At 73.1% G+C, this 5103-nt stretch carries 3 protein-coding genes; 2 read left to right on the plus strand and 1 reads right to left on the minus strand.

Annotated elements, in window-relative coordinates; genetic code table 11:
• Positions 1–40: 40 nt before the first annotated feature.
• The gene (locus ACFU7Z_RS35885; protein ID WP_380782197.1) at positions 41–2830 is read right to left on the minus strand and encodes a PKD domain-containing protein; all 2790 of its coding nucleotides are present in this window, start codon (positions 2828–2830) and stop codon (positions 41–43) included.
• Between the two features lie 220 nt (positions 2831–3050).
• Between ACFU7Z_RS35885 and ACFU7Z_RS35890 the strand changes: the two genes are divergently transcribed.
• Both ACFU7Z_RS35890 and ACFU7Z_RS35895 read left to right on the plus strand, forming a co-directional pair.
• Positions 3051–3827: an NAD(P)-binding domain-containing protein gene (locus ACFU7Z_RS35890; protein WP_380782199.1), complete on the plus strand. Its 777-nt coding sequence runs from the start codon at positions 3051–3053 to the stop codon at positions 3825–3827.
• Between the two features lie 162 nt (positions 3828–3989).
• A complete protein-coding gene (locus tag ACFU7Z_RS35895) occupies positions 3990–5090 on the plus strand; it encodes a branched-chain amino acid aminotransferase (protein ID WP_049652417.1) in 1101 nt (366 codons plus the stop codon).
• Positions 5091–5103 lie beyond the last annotated feature (13 nt).

Genomic DNA, 5103 nt, shown 5'->3' on the forward strand with positions numbered 1-5103 from the left:
GGTCGTGGGGTGCGCCGGCCCGCGGTGGGGTCGTCCGGGGTCAGCCGGTGGTGAAGTAGCCGTAGAGGTCGGTGACCAGGTCGGCGCCGGCCGAGTTGTTCCGCAGCCGGATCCCGCCGTTCGTTCCGAGCGGGACCTGGGCGTGGTTGGCCACGGTCTGTCCGGCGCGGAAGTTGAGGTTGCTGGTGCCGGGCGCCGGGGCGAGGTCCGGGTAGGCGATGACGTGCCCGTCGGAGAGCGTCCCGGTCGCGGTCAGGTTGACCACCGCGGCCACGGCCTTCGCCGGCACCGGGCCGTTCCCGCCGATCCGGACGGCCGTCTCGCCGCCGGGGCCGAGGGCCGTCAGCGGTGCGGTCCGGGTGTCCTGGAGCCGGACCGGGATGACGGGGCTGTACCGGCCCGTGGCGCCGCCGCCGTAGTAGCCGACGACATCGGCGATCACGTGGGTGGAGCCGTCGTTGTTGTAGACGTCCACCGTGCCGTCCGCGCCGAGCGGCACGATCACCTGGTTCGCCACCGTCTGCCCGGGCCGGAAGTTCAGGCTGGACGTGGACGGGCGGCCGCTCTGGCCGCCGGGCCGGGCCGCCAGGTAGCCGTCCGCGGTGGGCTCGGTGGCGGTCAGGTTGAGGGCGACGGCCGTGGCCCCGGACGGGACGCCCGCGATGCCGGCGACCTTCAGCGGCAGCGTGGCACCGGGCCCCGGCTTGGTGCCGGACTGCCGGGTGTCGGCGAGCCGGGTGGGCGGCAGCGGGGCGTAGCCGTCCTGGGCCTGCGGCAGGTAGTAGCCCATGAGGTCGACCACCACGTCGACGGTGCCGGCGTGGTTGGTGAGGCCGAAGTTGTCGTAGCCCGTCGCCGTGACCGGCACGGTGACCAGGTTGGCGACGGTCTCGCCCGGGGCCACGTTCACGCTGGAGGTCCCGTTCGGGGAGCCGCCGATGGTGGACGTGTCCAGGTGGGTGGCCGCGGTGGCCCCGGTGGCGGTGATGTTCACGACCGCCGCGGTGGCGCCCTGCGGGAGGCCGGCCGCGATCAGCCGGCTCTCGCCCGGCTCGAGCCCTCCGCGGTGGACCGGGCCGGGGTCGTTCGCGGGGTCCCGGGTGTCGTAGATCCGCTTCGGGGCCACCGGGACGAAGCCCGCCGGGGCGAAGCCCGGGCTGACCGTGGTCGTGGCCCGGTCGGTCTGCCCCGCGGTGTCGGTCACGGTGACCGAGACGGTGTAGGTCCCGGGCGCCGCGTACATGTGGCCCGCGTAGTCGGCGCCCGAGGTGTCGGCCGGCGTGCCGTCGCCGAAGTCGTACACGTAGGAGCGGATCGGCCAGGGGCTGGTGCTCTTGAAGGCGCTGAAGGAGAACCAGAAGCCCCCGGACGGGTTCGTCGCGTCCAGCACGGCCTTCGCCGGGCCGGGGTCGCTCACCCTCACCCCGGCCCCGCCGTCGGTGCTGGTGAGCCGCTGGCCGAACCCGTCGGTGACGGTGGTGGTGATCCGGTAGTCGCCCTTGGTGGTGTAGGTGTGCGGGACGGTCTTCTCCGTGCTGGTCACGGGGGCGCTGCCGTCGCCGAAGTCGAAGGTGTACGTCTGGAAGGAGGTCCACTCGTTGTGCGCGGAGGCCGTGGCCTTGACCGTCAGCGGGTAGGCGCCGCGGTCCAGGTCCGTCGCGACGGACACGTCGATCAGCCCGTAGTTCTCGTACGCCCCTCGGTCCCGGTAGGTTCCACCGGCGGCGTTCGGCACCTTCGGGTCGTCGATGACCGCCCGGCCGACCAAGTCGGTGTCGGGCAGCCCGGGCGCCGACGGGTCACCGGAGTCGATCAGCGCGGACCACTCGTACGGGATGCTCGGCACTCCCCCGGTGACGGTGTTCCCGGTTGCGGCGAGGTCGTGGGCGGCCTGGCCGGTGGCTGCCTGCAGTGCGGGCAGCCGGTAGGCCGTTCCGGCCCACCGATAGCCTCCGTCGCCCTCGTCGGTGACCAGGTTGTAGTCGAGCTTGGTGCCCGCCACCGAGCCAGGCCCGACGTCGAGTTGGGCGGCGCCGGGGCGCTTCTCGGTCGCGTTGCGCACCAGCACGTTGTTCTCCACCACGGCTCCGGCGGAGGCCCCGGCCAGGACGATCCCCGAGTCCTTGTTGAAGCTGACCGTGTTCCCGGTGACCACCGCCCCCGGGGCGTCGGTCACGGTGATACCGGTCGAGGAGCCCCCGATGTCATTGGTGGTCACAACCGCCCGCCGGACCCCGGCACCGACGGCGATGCCGTGGCCGATGTTGAACTGGCTACGGCTGACGGTGACGTCGCTACTCGCCCCGGACACGGAGAGGCCGCCGGTCCAGGTCGAGTACGACCCCTGGACGTAGAGCCGGTCGAGGGTGACGGCCGAGGAGTCGGTGACCGTGACGGCGTCGTCCTGCGAGAACGCGAACAGCTCGCGCACCTCCACGTCGTGGACCCCGGCCAGGGTGAAGGCGTGGACGCCCTGCTTCTCCTGCGGCGCCATCACCGAGACCAGCGGGGCGGTGCTCGGCCAGCCGGTGGCCCACGCGCCCACGAACCTGATCGGGTGGCCCGGCGTCCCGGAGCGGCGGACGTCGACCTGCTCGGCGTACTCGCCCGGCGCGATCCGCACCGTCTGCCCTGGCTGGACGACCCCGGCGGCGGCACCGATGGTGCAGTACGGCACGGCGCGGCTGCCCGGGCCGGTGTCGGAGCAGGACGCGGACTTCGCCACGTACAGCTCGGTGACGGGCTCGGCGGCGAGGGCCGCGGGCGGGGGCATGCCGAGAACGGCCGCGAGGGCCGCCGCGGTCGCCGCGACGGCGGGACGAAGGCGCAAGGGTCTGTACCTCTTCGGTGGGCGCGGCGCCGGGCCGCGGATCGGATCGTTGTGGCGGCCACGTGACGGTTCGGTGCGTGGACCGCCGATATTTGACCACCCGTTCGATTCCGGTGTCGAGTGCCTTTCCCCCTGGCCCCGGAGGGCCCCTGGCCACCGGGTGCCACAGCGGCCACACTGCTGCGGAGAAGATCCGTACCGGACGACGGAGGCAGTCACCGTGCAGCGCATCGGCATCATCGGAGTGGGCGAGATCGGCCGGGCCATCGTGATGGGCCTGCGCCACGGGGAGGAGCCCGGGCCGGAGGTCCTGCTCTCCCCGCGGGGCGCCCGCACCGCCACCGAGCTGGCGGAGCGCTACGACGGCGTGCGGGTGTGCGCCGACAACCAGGAGGTGGTGGACGGCTCCGACCTGGTGATCGTCGCCCTGCGCCGCCAGGACTGGCGGGCGGCCCTGGCCGGGCTGGTCGTCCCCGACGACCGGGTCGTGGTCAACGTGATCCCGGGCGTCGCCTCCGAGGAGTTGCGCCGGGTGCTGGCCACCGGCGCCGCGCTGACCCACGCGATCCCGCTGCCCACCGTCCGGGAGCGCCGCTGCCTCACCGTCGTCCAGCCCTCCCACCCGGACGCGGACGCCCTGTTCGAGCTGTTGGGCGGGGCGCTGCCGGTCGCGGACGAGGCGGCCCTCAACGTCCTGTCCGCGGTCACCTCGACCCAGACCACCCACTACGCGTTCCTCGCCACGCTCGTCTCCTGGGCCACCGACCAGGGCATCCCCGCGGCGGACGCCGACCGCTTCGTCCGCGGCCTCTACCAGGACGTCGGCCGCTCCCTGGCCGACGGGACGCGGTCGCTGGAGCGGCTCGCGGCCGAGCACGAGACCCCGGGCGGGAGCAACGAGCGGGTGCGCACCACCTGGTTCGACCAGGCGAACTCCGGGGCCCTGCGCGGCACCCTGGACGGCCTGGTCGGCGACCTCCACGACGGCCACCGGTAAGGCGGGAATTCCGGAGCCGCGGGCTCCGGGGAGGGCGACGGTTCCGGACCCGACCGGACCGCGCCGTATCACGTCCGGCTGACGACCGTTAGCATGACGGGTATGACGCCGGTCGTTGGCGTCGGTTCGCACAGAATCCACAGCGGTGTTGAGGAGTTGACGATGAGTCGCGCTTTCCCTCTGTCCCGGACGACCGGTCCCGTTTCCGAGGAGGAGCGACGCACAATCCTCGCCGCGCCGGGCTTCGGCAAGTTCTTCACCGACCACATGGCCTCGGCCACCTGGACGCCCGCCGAGGGCTGGCACGACCACAAGGTCACCGCGCTGGCGCCGTACTCGCTGCACCCGAGCGCCGCCGTGCTGCACTACGCCCAGGAGATCTTCGAGGGGCTGAAGGCCTACCGGCACGCCGACGGCAGCGTCTGGCTGTTCCGCCCGGAGTTCAACGCCCGCCGCTTCGCCCGCTCCGCCGAGCGGCTCGCCCTGCCGGTGCTGCCGGAGGAGGACTTCCTCACCAGCGTCGAGGAGCTGGTCCGCGCCGACGAGGCGTGGGTGCCGAGCTCCCCGGACGAGAAGAGCCTCTACCTGCGGCCGTTCATGTTCGCCTCGGAGGCCTTCCTCGGGGTCCGGCCCGCCGAGCAGATCGCCTACTCGGTCATCGCCAGCCCGGCCGGTCCGTACTTCGCGGGCGGGGTCACCGGCATCACGCTCTGGGTGAGCAGCAACTACACCCGCGCCGGGCGGGGCGGCACCGGCGCCGCCAAGTGCGGCGGCAACTACGCCTCCAGCCTGGCCGCGCAGATCGAGTCCCGGAAGAACGGCTGCGACCAGGTGCTGTTCCTGGACGACACCGGCGGCGAGGGGGACCTGGAGGAGTCCGGCACGATGAACCTGTGCCTGGTCACCTCGGCCGGCGAGCTGGTCACCCCCGCCCTCGGCAACATCCTCGACGGGGTGACCAGGGACTCGATCCTGTCCCTGGCGGGCGAGTTCGGGCTGACGCCGGTGGAGCGCCCGATCACCCTCTCCGAGCTGCGCTCCGGTGCCGCCGACGGCACGGTCACCGAGGTGTTCGCCGCCGGGACGGCCGCGGTGGTCACCCCGATCGTCGGCTTCAAGGGCGAGTCCAAGGGCGAGGGCTACGCGTTCACCATCGGCACCGGCACGCCCGGCAAGCAGACCCTCGCGATCCGCGAGCACATGCTGGACATCCAGTACGGGCGCGCCGAGGACGTCCACGGCTGGATGCGCCGGGTGGTCTGACCTCCCGGTGGGC

Source organism: Kitasatospora sp. NPDC057518, assembly GCF_042802075.1.
Taxonomy (GTDB): Bacteria; Actinomycetota; Actinomycetes; order Streptomycetales; family Streptomycetaceae; genus Kitasatospora.